Here is a 14,787-nt window from a genome sequence, read left to right as displayed (position 1 = left end):
ACCCACGGATTGCGCGTCGGCTGAGGACATTCGCGCTGAACCATGCCGGCGGCGGCGGGTTCGCTTTCCACACCCGATATCAGGGAAGGAAAGAACCATGCCGACCAAGATGATCGCCAAGCCGATCGCGCTTGCCGCCGCGCTGACCCTCGCCGTTTCCGGGGCGGCCTTCGCCCAGTCGAGCACCGGCAAGGGCGGCACCGGGGGCACCACGGACAGTGCCAGCCCGGTGCGGAACAACACCGGCAACAGCATGCGGCCGACGAACGGCAACCCCGCGGGCGCAACCACCGGCTCGACCGGCACCATGGCCCCCGGCGCCACGACCGGCAACGCACCGGGCGGCACCATGGGCGGTGGCGCGGGCAGCGCCGGCGGCGGCAACAGCGCCGCGGGCCGCTAACGCGAGTTCGGGCTCACGCGAGTCGGAGCGCAAGCGAGGGGGCCGGAGCCGATCCGGCCCCTTTTTCGTGACCGGCGTCAGCTCGGTTCGATCAGGTGCGGCACGAACAGCGCGCCGTCGCCGGTGATCGGGCCGTCGGATTCGCGGATACACAGTCCGGCCGGCGCATCCCCGACGATCCAGGCGCCCAGGAGCGGGCGGCGGCCGTCGAAGCAGGGCAGCTCCGCCACACCCTGGCGGATGAAGCCGTCCGCGCCGTAGGGCCCATCCGCTCCGGCGACGCGAGCGCCATCGGAAAAGATTTCGACATTGGCGCCCTCCCGCGAGAGCAGCGGCTTGCGCACATAGGCGTTGCCCAGAGTCGCGTTGGCGGGATCGGCCTCGAAGAAGGCCGGCAGCAGGTTCGGGTGGCCGGGCTCGCACGCCCAGAGATGGGCGAGCAGGCCCTTGTTGGAGAGCACCATCTTCCAGGGCGGCTCGAGGAACCGCGTCGGCGAGGCCGCGACCGCCGAACCGAACGCGTCCTGGAACGCCCATTCCCAGGGGTAGAGCTTGAACAGGGCGGCGAAGGGCTGCTCGTCCGGCCCGCAGAAGGCGCCGTCCGCCCGCAGGCCGACCTGGGCGAGGTCGAGCAGGATCGTCGCGCAGCCGGCCTGGACCGCGCAATCCTGAAGGTAGCCGGCGGTGCCGAGGTCTTCCGGGCCGCTCGTATCGGCGGCAAAGGCGATGAGGCCGGGCGGCGCGATCTCGGCGAGACGCGCAATCAGCCGTTCGTGGAGTGCGTTGAACTGGTCGCTGCCCGCGGGAAGGCGCCCCTCCTTCAGCCCTTGTTCGAGCCAGAGCCACTGGAACACGGCGGTCTCATAGAGGGCGGTCGGGGTGTCGGCGTTGTATTCGAGGAGCTTGGCCGGACCCATGCCGCCGTAGGAGAAATCGAGGCGTCCGTAGAGGCTCGGATCGCGCCGGTGCCAACTCGCCCGCACCGTGTCCCAGACCGGCTCGGGAATCGCGAGCGAGGTGAGGATGCGCTCGTCTGCCACCGCCTCGGCCGCGAAGTCGTGGCAGAGCGCGTGCAGCTAGGCGCTCGGTCCTTCGATGTCGTCTTCGATCTCGGCCAGCGTGAAGGCGTAGGCGTGGCTCTCGTCCCAATAGGGTTCGCCGTCGATGGTGTGGAAGGCAAAGCCCGCGTCCCGCGCGATCTCCCGCCAGCCGGGCCGCTCTCCGCAGGCGAAGCGGCGCATCAGGTGCCGCCGAAGGACGAGAAGCTCTTGCCGCTGCTGCCGAAGCCGCCGAACTGTGTCGCTTTCGCAGCGGCGGGCTTGAGCGTCGCCGAGGAGGCGTGGCCTCCACCTCCGCTGGAGACCTTGCCGCCCGACCCGGTGCAGTAATTGCCGTGATGACCGCCGTGACCCTGGCGGTGCTCGTAAACGGGTTCGGGTGTCACCCAATCGGAGGCGCGGCGACCGAGCAGGAAGCCCGCCATGCGGGAGACGGATTGCGGCGGCGTATTCGGATCCGGCAGGCAATGCGACGACCCGTGATGCCCCTCGCACTCCGCCGCTGAATCATAGTGTGGCGCGGTCGACGGATAGGCCGCACGGGCGGTGGCATAGTCGCTGCGGCACTCTTCAGCCGGGCGAATGCCGTCGGCGGCGCAGGCGGCCGCGTCGACGTAGACGAGGACGTCTTTCGACGGCGCAGTCCGCTCGAGAGAGCCGAGGCCGAGGGCTGCGAGACCCGCGCTCGCGACCAGCACCGTGGAGACGGTCTGTGAGCGCTTGCTCGTGCCCCTGTCGGGCGGTGTGACGGCCGGAGCAGGCTCGTCCGGCCTGCGTCGGCCGAACCCGTGCCCGGTCTCGCAGTCGTCCGCCACGGCGTCAGTAGCTCATGCAGGCGGCGTTCACGAGGCCGCCTGCCAGGGAGGCGGCTCCGAGCAGGACAGCGGGCGCCGTTTGGCCCTCGTCGATCCGCCGCGACAGGTTCGGCAGCAGCGGTCGCATCAGCCAGTAGATCGCGACCTGCACCACGAGGGCGACAAGCCCCCAAACGATGCAGTCGAGCAGCGAGTCGGCGTAGCGCACCGCAGCCGAGAGCGGGATGGAGTAGCCGAGAAGGCTACCTCCGAGAGCGAGCGCGGCGGCGAGGTTGCCCTCGCGCACCAGAGCGATTTCCCGGTGCGCCGTCGCGGTGAGTTAGGTCACGAGGTAGAGGGCGGTGAGCCCGAGGGAGACGGCGAAGTAGGCGAGAAAGGCCGGAAGGCCCGAGATCGTCGTCAACCGTGCTTTCCCCTACGTCACACCAGCCGGCTCTGGTCGATCGCGGCGGCAATGAACCCCTTGAACAGCGGGTGCGGCTCGAACGGGCGCGACTTCAACTCCGGGTGGAATTGCACGCCGATGAACCACGGGTGGCCCTCGTGTTCAACCGTCTCGGGCAGCAGCCCGTCCGGCGAGGTGCCGGAGAAGCGCAGACCCTTGGCCTCCAGGCAGGCGCGATAGGCCATGTTGACCTCGTAGCGGTGCCGGTGGCGCTCCGAGATCTCGGTGCCGCCGTACATCTGCGCGATCTTGGTGTCCGCACCGAGCGTCGCCTTGTAGGCGCCGAGCCGCATGGTGCCGCCGAGATCGCTCTCGGCCGCGCGCCGCTCCAACTCGTTGCCGCGCATCCACTCGGTCAGGAGGCCGACCACGGGCTCCGCGGTCGCGCCGAACTCAGTAGAGTTGGCGCCTTCGATCCCGGCGAGCGAACGCGCGGCCTCGATCACCGCCATCTGCATGCCGAAGCAGATGCCGAAATAGGGGATGTTGCGCTCGCGGGCGTAGCGGGCCGCGCGGATCTTGCCCTCGGCGCCGCGCTGGCCGAAGCCGCCGGGCACGAGGATGCCGTGCAGCCCTTCGAGGAAGGGCGCCGGGTCCTCGCGCTCGAACACCTCCGCCTCGATCCATTCAAGGTTGACGCGCACGTTGTTGGCGATACCACCGTGGGTCAGCGCCTCGGTGAGCGACTTGTAGGCGTCCTTCAGGCCCGTATACTTGCCGACGATGGCGATGGTGACCTCGCCCTCGGGGTTGCGCACCCGCTCGAGGATGTTCTGCCAGCGGTCGAGCTTCGGCTCGGTCTCGGGCTCCATCTGGAAATGCGCCAGGATCTCCCGGTCGAGTCCCGCCTCGCGGTAGGAGAGCGGCACAGCGTAGATCGTGTCGACGTCGCGCGCCTCGATGACGGCGCTTTCCCGCACGTTGCAGAACAGGCCGAGCTTGCGCCGCTCGTCCTGCGGGATCGGACGGTCGCAGCGGCAGAGCAGGATGTCGGGCTGGATGCCGATGGAGCGCAGCTCCTTCACGGAGTGCTGCGTCGGCTTGGTCTTCAACTCGCCGGCGGACGGGATGTAGGGCAGCAGCGTGAGGTGCAGGTAGCAGACGCTGCCGCGCGGGCGCTCCTGGCCGATCTGGCGGATCGCCTCGAAGAACGGCAGGCCCTCGATGTCGCCGACCGTGCCGCCGATCTCGACCAGAACGAAATCGTAATCGTCATTGCCGTCGAGCACGAACGCCTTGATGGCGTTGGTGACGTGCGGGATCACCTGGATCGTGGCGCCGAGATAGTCGCCGCGCCGCTCCTTGGTGATGATGTCGAGGTAGATCCGCCCCGTGGTCACGTTGTCGGCGCGCGAGGCCGGCAGGCCGGTGAAGCGCTCGTAATGGCCCAGATCCAGGTCGGTCTCGGCGCCGTCGTCGGTGACGAACACCTCGCCGTGCTGCGTCGGGCTCATCGTGCCCGGATCGACGTTGAGATAGGGGTCGAGCTTGCGCAGGCGCACGCGGTATCCGCGCGCTTGGAGCAAAGCCGCGAGGGCGGCGGAGGCGAGGCCCTTGCCCAGGGAGGAAACCACGCCGCCGGTGATGAAAACGTACCGCGTCATGGGCTTTGGTCCATAAAGGGGCTCAAGCGATTCGCCAAACCGCAACGGTTACCGCACCCCGCCGGCCACGCGGGAGGCGGCACGGGGCGATGCCCCTCATGCCGTTGAGGAATTTGTCTTCCACGTCCCCGCGGCCGATGCGCCGGCCGCAAGGCTCTTATCCGCAGATGGTGCGGCTGCGTCGCATCGCGCTCAGCGCGATTGCGGCGCGTCCGACGTCGCCGGTGCGGCCGGCGGGGTGTTCGGAGCGGGCGCCGGGGTTGCCGGCTTGGCCGGTGCGTCGGTGGGAACCGAGGCGGGCTGGCCGCCCTGGCTCGGGCTGCCGCTGCGCAGCGTGTCGAGCAGGTTGTCCGCGTTTACCGGCTTGTCGGTCTGCTGCGTCTGGCCCTGCGGCGTTCCGGCCTCGTCGAGGATCGAGCGAGGCGCGGCGGTGCGGTGGGCCAAGATCGCCAGCGCGATGCTGGTGGTGAAGAACAGGGCGGCGAGGATCGCGGTCGCGCGAGTCAGCGCGTTCGCCTGGCCGCGGCCGGTCATGAAGCCGGAGACGCCGCCCCCGCCGCCACCGCCGAGCCCGAGCCCGCCCTCCGAGCGCTGCAGCAGCACCACGGCGATGAGCGCCAGCACGATGATGAGGTGGACGACGATGAGGACGGTCTGCATTGCGATTCCGGTGCCCACTCGCGCGGACGCTGTCGGTGTGCCGGACTAAAGGTCGCGCGCAAAAGCAGCGCGCCCGCGTATCCGCTGCACGAAGTGGGGGCTCCTACACCGTTTGCCCACCCGCGCCAACCGGCCTTTACGCAAGCGGACGGGACAAACGCCTCGCGCGCGGCGAACGCGCGGTCAACACGAAGGTTGAGCCGAGGCATCGGGAAATGCTGCTCGCCCGCATGGAGACGGTGCCTGGGAAAAACGCCGCAGGAGCATGGTCATAGGGCCATGGCCCGTGCGAGGAGTCGAAAATGAGCGATTTTCAGCACGAAGCCGGGCGGTTCGCCGCCTTCATCGACCGCGCCGACCGCGAGGAGATGGAGGCTGTCCAGGGCGACCTCCTGCGGATCGCGCTTGAGCGCCCCGACCCGGCGGGGCGGGTGCAGGCGATGGATGCGTTGCAGGCCGCACTCTCGGACCGGATCCGGCCGGACGCGATGAGCCCGTTGCAGCAGGCCTTCTACGTCGCGGTGCTCTCAATGATCGAGCGCACCAAGGAGGCGGTGGCGAAGGCGCCGGCCCGGGCAGACTAACCGCGGACCTAGCGCGTTCCATGCGGCAGGCCCTCCTCGTCGTCGATGTCCAGGCGAGCTTCCGCGTGCCGGAGACGATCGTCGCGGGCATCACCGCGCTGAGCCGGACGCTGCACACGGTTGCGACCGTCGAGCGGCACGACGAGGCGGTGACGCCGTTCAGGGCGCAGCTCGGCTGGGCGCCGCCGATGGACGAGGAGTCGCTGGTCCCTGCCGACCGGGTTTTCGTCAAGCACGGCTACCTGCCGCCGCCCGCGCTGATCGATCACTTCAAGGCGCTCGACATCGAACGTGTCCTCGTCTGCGGCGTGCAGGCGGAGACCTGCTGCCTTGCCGCAGGCTTCATGCTGTTCGATGCCGGGCTGCGCCCGACCCTGCTGCCATGGCTCAGTGTCGGGTCGTCCCTCGACCGTTCGGCCTCACTGGGGGCCAAGCTCTGGCGGCATCATTTCGGCAGCGTTTTGGACGGCCCCGAGGCGCTGTAGCGGGCGGGCTGGCAGGTCAGCGGCTCAGCGGATGTCGGTGCAGCGCGCCGTCGCAAGAGCCGACCATGCCGGTTCGAAATCCGGCTCGGCGCCATCGTCTCGCTGCACCGATGCTTCGAGACGGATGACACGCCTCCACGCTGGACCTCGGCGATGAGCGTCGTCTCCTCGCCGCCCGATCCCTCGGTTTCGCGTGTCATCCCGTAGCGGGCGATCGTCGCACCGAACGGTCGGCGCTCCGTCAGGGCGGTCGCGTGTCTGCCGTGTCCGGGTGTCAGCCTGATCTCGAACACGCTGCGCCGGCCCTCCTGCCCGATTGGGCGCAGGACGATGTCCGCGCCGCGTGGCCGGCCCGAAAAACCCTTGGGGATATCAACGGTCAGCCGACACCCGCCCGGCGCCGTGATCGCCGCGCCCTGCGCTGCCGTGGCTGCCAGGAGAACGGGGATCGTTCCAGCCGCTGGCAGAAGCAGCCGGGCGCCGAGCAGCCCCGGCCCGATGATGCCGGCGGCGCGGCTCGGCCGGGACAGGTTCACCCCTCGTAGGCGCGGCAGATCCCCAAAAAGTCCTCCGCCACGAGGCTGGCGCCACCGACCAGCGCGCCGTCGACGTTCTCCACCGCCATCAATTCCCGGGCGTTCGAGGGCTTCACCGAGCCGCCGTAGAGGATGCGGATCTTGTGCGCCTCCTCGCCGACGAGCTTGTCGAGCATCTCGCGCAAGGAGGCGTGGACCTCGGCGATCTCCGTCGCCGTCGGCGTGCGGCCCGAGCCGATCGCCCAGACCGGCTCGTAGGCGATCACCGTGTCGGCGCCGGTGGCACCCTTCGGCAGGCCGATGGCGAGCTGCGCGCGCACGATGTCGAGCGCCCGGCCCTGCTGGCGCTCCTCCATCGTCTCGCCGACACAGATGATGCCGCGCAGGCCGGCGCGGCGGGCGCCCAGCGCCTTGGCATGGACGCCGTCATCGGTCTCGTAATGGTAGGCGCGCCGTTCGGAATGGCCGACGATGACGTAGGTGGCGCCGAGATCGGCGAACATCTCCGCCGAGATCGAACCGGTGAAGGCACCGCTCGGCCGGGCGTGCAGGTTCTGGCCGCCCGATGGCGACGACGGAGCCGTAGACCGCCGCCACGCAGGAGGAGATCAGCGTCGCGGGCGGGCAGATCAACACGTCGATCTTGTCCGCGAGCGCCGGCGAGAGCCCGTCACGGATTGCCTCGACGGTCGGGACCGAGGAGAGCAGACCGTTCATCTTCCAGTTGCCGGCAACCAGCGGACGGCGTCCCTCGCTTGCCATGGCGTCCCGGTTCTCCGTGTCTCGTTCGAGGACTTACAACGTCTAGGGCGGACCTAGCAGAGCAAGCTTAGGCGCGCAAACCACCTTTGCGATCGTCCCGCCCCTGTCCCGCCCCCTTCCCGGCACCCGGACGACATGCCCTTTGCGCCGCCGCCCCGATCGTCTATCGCGGGGCTCGAATTTGTTCCCCGCCCGTGCGGGCAGGGACCCTTGAGATTTAGGCCCGGGCGTCCGATGCTCCAGTCCATTCGCAGTGCCAGCCAGCATTGGCTCGGCAAGGTCGTGCTGTCGGTGATCTTCACCTTCCTGATCGCGGGCGTCGCGATCTTCGGCGTGGAGGAGTTCTTCCGCGGCGGGTCGAGCACGGCCGTCGCCACCGTCGGCAAGACGCCGATCTCGGCCGAGGAGGTCCGCACCGCCTATCAGAACCAGCTCCAGCGCTATCAGGCGCAGCTCAAGCGGACGCTGACGCCGGACCAGGCGCGGGCGATGGGCCTGGAACGGCAGGTGCTGGCGCAGCTCATCACCGAGGCGGCGCTCGACCAGAAGACCACGGATCTCGGCCTCGCGGTCTCCGACGCGACGGTGCTGCGGGCGATCCAGGACGAGCCGAGCTTCAAGAACGCCAATGGCAATTTCGACCGGGCGCTGTTCTTCCAGACGCTCCAGCGGGCGGGCCTGAACGAGGCGATGTTCGTGCGCGAGCAGCGCTCGGTCATCGCCCGCCTGCAGCTGGCCGACGCGATCGTCGCCGAGATGCCGGTGCCCCAGGCGATCCGCGTGGCGGTGCATCGCTACTCGACCGAGCGCCGCGACGCCGCCGTGCTGACGCTGGCGCCCTCCGCTGCGGGCGAGATCCCCGCCCCGACCGACGAGGCGCTCAACGCCTACTACGAGAACAACAAGGCCTCGTTCCGCGCCCCCGAATACCGCAGCCTCAACCTGCTGGTGCTCGACCCCGCCGCGCTGGCGAAGCCTGAGGAGGTGTCCGACGACGAGGCGCGCAAGGTCTACGAGGCCAATCCCGGCCGGTTCGGCAAGGCGGAGCGGCGCACGATCCAGCAGATCAGCTTCCCCGACGAGGTGGCTGCTGCGGAGGCACGGGCCAAGATCGAGAGCGGCGAGACGCCGTTCGAGACGGTGGCCGCCGACCGCGGCCTTGACCCGAAGCAGCTCGATCTCGGCACGATGACGAAGGCCGAGCTGTTCGATCCGGCGGTGGGCAACGCCGCCTTCGCCCTCGAACAGGGCAAGGTGAGCGAGCCGGTGAAGGGCCGCTTCGGCACCGTGCTCCTGCGCGTCACGGCCATCGAGCCGGGCACGGTCAAGCCGTTCGACGAGGTCAAGGACGAGATCCGCAAGGAGATCGCCCTGAAGCGCGTGCGCGACGGCGGCTTCGACAAGGTGCAGGACGCCATCGAGGATGCCCGCGCCTCCGCCAAGCCGCTGGCCGAGATCGCCAAGGACCAGGGCCTGACGCTGGTGAGCATTCCGGCGGTGGATGCGCAGGGCAACGACCCGTCGGGCCAGCCGGTCGCCGGCATTCCGGACAAGGAGACCACGCTGCCGGCCGCCTTCCGCGCCGATGTCGGCAACGACACCGAGGTGCTGCGCACCAAGGCCGGGGGCGCGATCTGGTACGACGTCGTCAAGATCGACCCTTCGCACGAGAAGCCCCTGGCAGAAGTCCGTGACGAGGTGGTGAAGGGTTGGACCGCAGCCGAGATCGAGAAGCGCCTCGTCGCCAAGTCGAAGGAGCTGACCGAGCGCCTCGACGAGGGCGAGGCCATCGAGACCGTGGCGGCAGGAGGCGGGCGTGCCGCTGAAGACGATCACCGAGATCGGCCGCAACCAAGCGAAAGACGACCTCTCGACCGAGATCGTCGAGCGCATCTTTACCACCCCGGTCGGTAAGGCGGCCTCGGCGCCCGCCGGCGAGGGGCGCGCGGTGTTCAAGGTTACGGCCGCCACGATGCCGGCTTTCGTGCCGGGCACGCCGAGCGACGGGCAACTCGTGACCTCGTTGCGCACGGCGCTCGCCGACGACGTGCTCGGCGAGTTCATCGCCGAGGTGCAGAAGAGCGCCGGCGTCAATGTGAACCAGACCGCCCTGCGGCGGGCGTTCGGCGGCGAGTACTGAGGTCCCCCTATGACCGAGCCTGCGCACGAGGCCGTAGCGCGCGCCTATGAGGCCGGACGGGCAAGCCTGCTCGGCCTCACCCTGGTGGCCGATCTGGAGACGCCGGTTGCGGCCTTCCTCAAGCTGAAGGCGGTTCATGCCGGCCCCGGCTTCCTGCTCGAATCGGTCGAGGGCGGCGCGGTGCGCGGGCGCTACTCGATGATCGGGCTCGACCCCGACCTGATCTGGCGCTGCCGCGACGGGCGCACCGAGATCGCCCGCGACGCAGGCCTCGCGGACTTCGTGGCCGACGAGCGGGCGCCGCTCGCCTCGCTGCGCGCCCTCATCGCCGAAAGCGCGGTGGGCGACGATGCCGAAAGCGCGGCGCTGCCGCCGATGGCCGCCGGCCTGTTCGGCTATCTCGGCTACGACATGGTCCGCGCCATGGAGCGGCTGCCGGAGCCGAACCCCGATCCGCTCGGCGTGCCCGACGCGATCCTGATGCGTCCGCGGGTGATGGTGGTGTTCGACGCGGTGGCCGACGCGCTCACCGTCGTCACCCCCGTGCGCCCAACCGACGGCGTGAGCGCCCGCGCCGCGCTGGAAGCCGCGCAGGCCCGGCTCGACCGAGTGGCGGAGGCCCTCGAAGGCCCTTTGCCGGTCGAGGCGCGCCTCGACGTCTCGAGCCTTCCCCTGCCCTCCCCGGTCTCGAACACCGAGCCGGACGCGTTCCTCGGCATGGTGGCCAAGGCCAAGGAGTACATCGTCGCGGGCGACATCTTCCAGGTGGTGCTGTCGCAGCGCTTCGAGGCGCCCTTCACCCTGCCGGCCCTTGCGCTCTACCGCTCCTTGCGCCGCACCAACCCGGCGCCGTTCCTGTGCTACCTCGATTTCGAGGCGTTTCAGATCGTCTGCTCAAGCCCCGAGATCCTCGTTCGGGTGCGCGAGGGCAAGGTGACGATCCGCCCGATCGCCGGCACGCGCCGCCGCGGCGCCACACCGGCCGAGGACCGGGCGCTCGCCGACGAACTCCTGGCCGACCCGAAGGAGCGCTCCGAGCACCTGATGCTGCTGGATCTCGGCCGCAACGACGTCGGCCGCGTCTCGAAGATCGGCAGCGTCACCGTCACCGACTCGTTCTTCCTCGAATACTATTCCCAGGTCATGCACATCGTCTCGAACGTCGAGGGCGACCTCGACCCGAGCCACGACGCGCTCTCGGCGCTGGCCGCCGGCTTTCCCGCCGGCACCGTCTCCGGAGCGCCGAAGGTGCGGGCGATGGAGATCATCGACGAGCTGGAGCGCGAGAAGCGGGGCCCCTATGGCGGCTGCATCGGCTATTTCGGTGCGCGCGGCGAAATGGACACCTGCATTGTCCTGCGCACGGCCATCGTGAAGGACGGCCGCATGCATGTGCAGGCGGGTGCGGGCATCGTCTACGATTCCGATCCGCACTCCGAGCAGCAGGAATGCGTGAACAAGGCCAAGGCCCTGTTCCGCGCAGCAGAGGATGCGGTGCAGTTCGCGAGCCGGGCCAAGCGCGGGCAGTAGGCGCTGCGGCGAAACCGGGTGTGAGCCCCCGCGCCGCGGCGGGGGCCGCGCCTCGGCAGCCTCAGGCCGCCTTCACGTCCGCGAGGAAGCTCGCGACCGTGCGGCCGAGCCCTTCGGAGTCGCGGGCGACCTGGCGGGCCGCATCGAGAACCTGCGTCGCTGCCGACCCGGTCTCGCCCGCGCCTTGCCGCATGCCGGCAACGCTGCCGGTGACGTGTTCGGTGCCGCGCGCCGCCTCCTGAATGTTTCGGGCGATCTCGCGGGTCGCGGCCTCCTGCTCCTCCATGGCCGCGGCAATGCTGGAAGAGACCTGCTCCAGGCCGGCGATCTGCCCGCCGATGGCGCGGATCGCGGCGACAGCCGCCTTCGTCGCGTTTTGAATCGCGCCGATCTGGGCAGAGACCTCCTCCGTCGCCTCGCCGGTTCGCGCGGCAAGCTCCTTCACCTCCGTAGCGACGACTGCGAAGCCGCGGCCGGCCTCTCCGGCGCGGGCTGCCTCGATCGTGGCGTTGAGCGCCAGCAGGTTCGTCTGACCCGCGATCCCCGAGATCATGGCCACCACCGCGCCGACGCGCTCGGCCGTCTCGCCCAGGGCGTGGATCGTCGCGTCGGTCTCCGCGACGCGACCGACCGCTGCCTCGATCAGGGTGATGGACTGGGCGACCTGGGCGGTGATCTCCGCAATCGAGGCCGACAATTCCTCCGTGGAGGCGGCGACGGTCTGAACGTTGGCCGCGGTCTGCGTCGCGGTCGAGGACGCCGCCATCGCCTGCGTGGTCGTCTGGTCGGCGATCCCGCTCATCGAGCGGGCGGTCATCTCCATGTCGGCGGCGGCCGTGTTGAGGCCGCTGGTCATCCGAGTGGCGTCGATCTCGAAGGCACGGGTGACCGCGTCGAGCCGCTCGGCGCGCACCATCTTGGCCCTGGTCTCACGGGTCTGTTCAGCCTCGAGCCGTTGCCGGGCCAGAGCACTGTCCTTGAACACCGCAAGCGCCCGGTTGAGGGCACCGACTTCGTCGCGCCGCGCCACGTCATCCACCGGCGTGGCGAGGTCGCCGGCCGCGAGCCGCTCGGTCGCCTGAACCGCCCGGCGGATCGGGCGCGCGATCCCAAAGACGGTGATCAGGCCCGCCAGCGACGCCAGCACTCCGACACCGACGACGGCGACGACGATGAGGCGCGTCATGGTCGCGCGCCCTTTCTCCTTCACCGACCGGATCGTGGTCTCGGTGCTGGCCGCATTGACACTCAGGTGGGACGAGAGGCGCTCCTCGAGGCGTCGGCGTGCGGCCCGCCCCTCGCTGATGGAGATGGCGATCGCCCCCTTCTGATCGCCCTGCAGGGCGCGCTCGATGCTTTTGTCGACCACGCTGAGATAGGTGTTCACCACGCTGCGGGTCTCCGCATAACGCTTGTGCAACTCACTCGTCTCGGCCGCCGCGAGGATGTTGTCGATCTGTCGGAAGATCTCCGCGCGGCTTGCGTCGAACAGCGCCTTCGACGTCTTCATCTCGGCGAGGTCGGTCTCGATGATGATGTTCTTCTCGTGAATCGTCGCTTCCTTGACCGCGCGATCGAAGTCGCTGACCGCGATGCGGCGGCGAACGGTGTAGTCCGTAAGGTGCGCCACCCGTTCCAGCGTCCCCTCGATGCCGGATTTGGCCGTGAGCACGAGGCCGACGCTCAGACAGATCAGGAGGCCGATCGGGATCGCAAGCTTCAGGGGCAACTTCAGATCATTGAGTTTGCGCATCATCGGTTTCCGAGCACAGCTTGAAGTAATTTGTCATTCAAACAAATGATAAGACGAGGGTTTTAATAGGCGGTTTCACGCCCGCGGTTTTTCAATGTCCGGTTGAGCTGGGGCTCTTGCCCCGCCCTGGGGCAACGACCGGCTGCGGCCACGGTCATGCCCACAGCCGCGTCGGTTCCACCGAGCGTGTGTCGGGGATGTGGTGCGCCCCAGGCACCCGTTGACCCCGGCCCGATCAACCGTCACATCGACGAGGAAACTCCGCAAAGCCGGCGGCCATGTCCAACGTCCTCGTCATCGACAACTACGATTCCTTCACTTGGAATCTCGTCCACCTGATCGGCCCGCTCTGCGGGCGGATCGACGTGGTGCGCAACGACCAGATCGATGTCGCGGGCATCCGCGCGCGGGCGCCGGATGCGCTCGTGCTCTCGCCGGGGCCCTGCACCCCGAACGAGGCCGGCATCTGCCTCGACGTGGTGCGGGAGCTGGGCTCCGAAATTCCGATCTTCGGCGTGTGTCTCGGGCTCCAGACCATCGGGCAGGCCTATGGCGGCGACGTGGTGCGTGCGCCCTCCCCCATGCACGGCAAGGTCTCCACCATCCGCCACGAGGCGAAGGGTGTGTTCCGCGGCATCAACGAGGGCTTTGCCGCCACGCGCTACCACTCGCTGGTGGTGGACCGCGCGAGCTGCCCGCAGGATCTGGCGGTCACCGCGGAGGCCGACGGGCTCATCATGGGGCTCCAGCACCGCGAACTGCCGGTGCACGGCGTGCAGTTCCACCCCGAGAGCATCCTCTCGAACCACGGCACGCAGATCCTGCGTAACTTCCTCGACATCGCCGCCGCTTGGCGGAAGGACGCCGCGCCGCGCGCGTGACAAGCCCGGCCGCGGCGTGCATTGACGGCTCCATACCCCCTCCCCCTCCTGACCATGGGTGGAGGGCCCGAACAGAGCCACGACCCCGATGGACGCCTTCAAAACTCATCTCGCGATCGTCGCGTCCGGCGCCCCGCTGAGCCGCGAGCAGGCCCGCGCCGCCTTCGACGACCTGCTCTCGGGCGAGGTCACGCCGATCCAGGCCGGCGCCTTCCTCACCGCCCTCTCGGTGCGTGGCGAGAGCGAGGACGAGATCGTCGGCGCGGTCTCGGCGATGCGCGCGCGGATGCTGCCGGTTGCGGCACCCGAGGGCGCCATCGACATCGTCGGCACCGGGGGCGACCATTCGGGCAGCTACAACGTCTCGACGCTGGCCGCGATCCTCACCGCCGCCTGCGGCGTGCCCGTGGCCAAGCATGGCAACCGCGCCGCGACCTCACGCTCCGGCGCCGCCGACGTGCTGGCCGCGCTCGGCGTGAAGATCGGGCTCCCGCCCGAGGCCCTGGCGCGCTGCCTTTCGGAGGCGGGGCTCTGCTTCATGTTCGCGCAGACGCATCACGGCGCCATGCGCCATGTCGCGCCGGTGCGCACCGAACTGCCGTTCCGCACCATCTTCAACATGCTCGGGCCCCTCTCGAACCCGGCCGGTGTCACCGCGCAGGTGTTCGGCGTCTCGCGCCCGGCCTGGGCCGAGCCGCTGACTCGGGTGCTGGCCACGCTCGGCAGCCGCCGTGTCTGGACCGTGCACGGCTCCGACGGGCTCGACGAGATCACCACCACCGGCCCGACCGCGGTGGTCGCGCTGGAGGACGGCGCGTTCCGGCATTTCACCCTCGATCCGCGCGAGGTCGGCCTGCCGCTCGCGACCCTGGACGACCTGCGTGGGGGCGACCCCGAGCACAACGCCGCCGCTTTGGGCGCCGTGCTGGAGGGCGCCCGCAACGCGTACCGCGATATCGCCGTGTTGAACGCAGGCGCCGGCCTCGTCGTGGCGGGCGGGCGGCCGGGTCGCTCGCCGAGGGCGTCGCGCGGGCGCAAGAGGCGATCGATTCCGGCGCGGCGCGGGGCACGCTCGCGCGCCTCGTCGCCGTTTCCAATGCGTGATAGACGGCTTTGAGCGGTTCTAAGGAA

The 14,787-nt window shown here is 69.6% G+C and carries 10 protein-coding genes and 5 pseudogenes; 7 read left to right on the top strand and 8 right to left on the bottom strand.

The window, feature by feature from the left end:
• The first annotated feature begins 97 nt into the window (after nt 1-97).
• Nucleotides 98-403: a hypothetical protein gene (locus M2437_RS08935; protein WP_253387172.1), complete on the top strand. Its 306-nt coding sequence runs from the start codon at nt 98-100 to the stop codon at nt 401-403.
• 77 nt (nt 404-480) lie between these two features.
• On the opposite strand, the pseudogene M2437_RS08930 reads toward M2437_RS08935, so the two are convergent.
• The 5 genes and pseudogenes from M2437_RS08930 to secG form a co-directional block, all read right to left on the bottom strand.
• Nucleotides 481-1,644 (bottom strand): annotated as a pseudogene (locus tag M2437_RS08930) (glutathionylspermidine synthase family protein).
• The gene (locus M2437_RS08925; protein ID WP_253387171.1) at nt 1,644-2,276 is read right to left on the bottom strand and encodes a DUF1190 domain-containing protein; all 633 of its coding nucleotides are present in this window, start codon (nt 2,274-2,276) and stop codon (nt 1,644-1,646) included. The pseudogene M2437_RS08930 and the gene M2437_RS08925 overlap by 1 nt, the downstream one beginning before the upstream one ends.
• 4 nt (nt 2,277-2,280) lie before the next feature.
• Nucleotides 2,281-2,679, bottom strand: a pseudogene (locus M2437_RS08920) (DUF350 domain-containing protein).
• A 17-nt stretch (nt 2,680-2,696) separates the two neighbouring features.
• Nucleotides 2,697-4,325, bottom strand: a complete 1,629-nt coding sequence (gene pyrG, locus M2437_RS08915) for a CTP synthase (protein WP_015824703.1) — start codon at nt 4,323-4,325, stop codon at nt 2,697-2,699.
• Between the two features lie 192 nt (nt 4,326-4,517).
• Nucleotides 4,518-4,985: a preprotein translocase subunit SecG gene (gene secG, locus M2437_RS08910; RefSeq protein WP_253387169.1), complete on the bottom strand. Its 468-nt coding sequence runs from the start codon at nt 4,983-4,985 to the stop codon at nt 4,518-4,520.
• Nucleotides 4,986-5,287: 302 nt separating this feature from the next.
• Between secG and M2437_RS08905 the strand changes: the two genes are divergently transcribed.
• A complete protein-coding gene (locus tag M2437_RS08905; RefSeq protein WP_012255717.1) occupies nt 5,288-5,569 on the top strand; it encodes a hypothetical protein in 282 nt (93 codons plus the stop codon).
• Nucleotides 5,570-5,589: 20 nt separating this feature from the next.
• Entirely contained in the window at nt 5,590-6,054 is a 465-nt protein-coding gene (locus M2437_RS08900) for a cysteine hydrolase family protein (protein WP_015952787.1), read from the top strand.
• Here M2437_RS08900 and M2437_RS08895 read toward each other — a convergent pair.
• Together M2437_RS08895 and tpiA are read right to left on the bottom strand one after the other, a co-directional pair.
• Nucleotides 6,015-6,590, bottom strand: a complete 576-nt coding sequence (locus tag M2437_RS08895) for a Tsi3 family protein (protein WP_253387168.1) — start codon at nt 6,588-6,590, stop codon at nt 6,015-6,017. The genes M2437_RS08900 and M2437_RS08895 overlap by 40 nt on opposite strands.
• A pseudogene (gene tpiA, locus M2437_RS08890) lies at nt 6,587-7,352 on the bottom strand (triose-phosphate isomerase). The gene M2437_RS08895 and the pseudogene tpiA overlap by 4 nt, the downstream one beginning before the upstream one ends.
• Before the next feature lie 234 nt (nt 7,353-7,586).
• Here tpiA and M2437_RS08885 point away from each other — a divergent pair.
• Both M2437_RS08885 and trpE read left to right on the top strand, forming a co-directional pair.
• Nucleotides 7,587-9,492, top strand: a pseudogene (locus M2437_RS08885) (peptidylprolyl isomerase).
• Between the two features lie 9 nt (nt 9,493-9,501).
• Complete coding sequence (gene trpE / locus M2437_RS08880) at nt 9,502-11,022, top strand: anthranilate synthase component I (protein WP_147016441.1); 1,521 nt, start codon at nt 9,502-9,504, stop codon at nt 11,020-11,022.
• Between the two features lie 61 nt (nt 11,023-11,083).
• Here the strand turns inward: trpE and M2437_RS08875 are convergent, their stop codons facing one another.
• Nucleotides 11,084-12,778, bottom strand: coding sequence for a methyl-accepting chemotaxis protein (locus M2437_RS08875; RefSeq protein ID WP_373691097.1), 1,695 nt, complete (start codon nt 12,776-12,778; stop codon nt 11,084-11,086).
• Between the two features lie 275 nt (nt 12,779-13,053).
• On the opposite strand from M2437_RS08875, the gene M2437_RS08870 reads away from it, so the two are divergent.
• A complete protein-coding gene (locus tag M2437_RS08870; RefSeq protein ID WP_003602152.1) occupies nt 13,054-13,656 on the top strand; it encodes an anthranilate synthase component II in 603 nt (200 codons plus the stop codon).
• Nucleotides 13,657-13,744: 88 nt separating this feature from the next.
• A pseudogene (trpD, locus tag M2437_RS08865) lies at nt 13,745-14,760 on the top strand (anthranilate phosphoribosyltransferase).
• Nucleotides 14,761-14,787: the final 27 nt, after the last annotated feature.

The sequence above is a fragment of the Methylorubrum pseudosasae genome (genome assembly GCF_029504475.1).
GTDB classification, from domain to species: Bacteria; Pseudomonadota; Alphaproteobacteria; order Rhizobiales; family Beijerinckiaceae; genus Methylobacterium; species Methylobacterium extorquens.
This window is presented reverse-complemented; position numbering and strand designations above follow the sequence as displayed.

Coding starts and splice junctions, on each gene's coding strand:
- M2437_RS08935 (WP_253387172.1), top strand. CDS start 98: ATGCCGACCAAGATGATCGCCAAGCCGATCGCGCTTGCCGCCGCGCTG.
- pyrG (WP_015824703.1), bottom strand. CDS start 4,325: ATGACGCGGTACGTTTTCATCACCGGCGGCGTGGTTTCCTCCCTGGGC.
- secG (WP_253387169.1), bottom strand. CDS start 4,985: ATGCAGACCGTCCTCATCGTCGTCCACCTCATCATCGTGCTGGCGCTC.
- M2437_RS08905 (WP_012255717.1), top strand. CDS start 5,288: ATGAGCGATTTTCAGCACGAAGCCGGGCGGTTCGCCGCCTTCATCGAC.
- M2437_RS08900 (WP_015952787.1), top strand. CDS start 5,590: ATGCGGCAGGCCCTCCTCGTCGTCGATGTCCAGGCGAGCTTCCGCGTG.
- trpE (WP_147016441.1), top strand. CDS start 9,502: ATGACCGAGCCTGCGCACGAGGCCGTAGCGCGCGCCTATGAGGCCGGA.
- M2437_RS08875 (WP_373691097.1), bottom strand. CDS start 12,778: ATGATGCGCAAACTCAATGATCTGAAGTTGCCCCTGAAGCTTGCGATC.
- M2437_RS08870 (WP_003602152.1), top strand. CDS start 13,054: ATGTCCAACGTCCTCGTCATCGACAACTACGATTCCTTCACTTGGAAT.